The sequence below is a fragment of the Verrucosispora sp. SN26_14.1 genome (assembly GCF_004307965.1).
In the GTDB taxonomy this organism is placed as follows: Bacteria; Actinomycetota; Actinomycetes; order Mycobacteriales; family Micromonosporaceae; genus Micromonospora.
Genome location: NZ_SISL01000835.1, coordinates 1 through 1023, shown reverse-complemented (window position 1 = coordinate 1023; position 1023 = coordinate 1). Strand labels below are relative to the sequence as shown.

Annotated in this window: 1 protein-coding gene; it reads left to right on the top strand. The window is 74.4% G+C overall.

What is annotated here, in order from left to right:
* Positions 1 to 110 precede the first annotated feature (110 nt).
* Positions 111 to 866 carry a DUF4097 family beta strand repeat-containing protein gene (locus EYA84_RS32290; RefSeq protein WP_236146089.1) on the top strand — a complete coding sequence of 252 codons (756 nt, stop codon included), beginning with the start codon at positions 111 to 113 and terminating at the stop codon, positions 864 to 866.
* Positions 867 to 1023 lie beyond the last annotated feature (157 nt).

Sequence of the window (1023 nt, the reverse complement as noted above, 5' to 3'; positions counted from 1 at the left end):
CCGCCACCCCGCGCCCGGCCGCCGCCGCACCCCCGGCCGCCACCGCACACCCGGCCGACGCTACCCGCCGGGGCGTCACCACACGTCGCATCACCGGCCGTCGAGCCACCGTGGCGGCCGTCGCGGCCACCGCCCTGATCGTCCTCGCCGGGTGTGACGACATCCCCTTCGGCCGGATGGACTTCGACACCACCGAGTCCACCCGGGTCACCGCGATCCGGCTCCTGCCCGGTGCCGGTGACGTGGTGGTCCGCGCCGACGGCGGTGTGGACGGTGTCCGCATCAAGCGCGTGGTGCGATACCAGGGCAACCAGCCGCGTACGTCATACGAGATCACCGGCACCGAACTGGTGCTGGACACCTCCTGCGGCAACCGGTGCAGCGTCTCCTACGAGATCACCGCCGGTGCGGGAGTCAGTGTGCGGGGCGAGACCGGCTCCGGCGAGGTCGACCTGAGCCGGGTCGGCACGGTGGAGGTCACCGTCGGCTCCGGCGACGTCCGGGTGGCGGGCGCCGCCGGCCCGGTCAGGGTGGAGTCCGGCTCCGGCAACATCGAGGTGTACGACGTGACCGAGCCGGTGGTGCTCCGCAGCGGGTCCGGCAGCATCACCGCGAACCGGCTCGGTGGCGAGGTGGACGCGGAGGCGCGGTCCGGCAACGTCACCGTGAAGCTGAATCGACCCGCCTCCGCCCGCGCGCACGCATCCAGCGGTCACGTCGAGTTGACCGTGCCGGCCGGCGCGTACCAGGTGGTCTCGTCGGTCGGTTCGGGTTCGGCCGACCTCGGCGTACCGCACGACCCCACCGCGAAGCTCGTGCTCGACGTCGCGACCGGTAGCGGCGATCTCGCCGTCACTTCCCGCTGACGCCGCCACTGGGCCCACGGGGGCCCGGCACGGACTCCTCCCGTCGCGGGTCGGCCCGACCTGCGGCGTGGCCGGCACCGACCGGCTGCTCCCCGCCGGTCCACGGTTCGGCACCGGTGGACGGCCCCCGGTCGGCATGCCCGCCACCGGTCGGCAC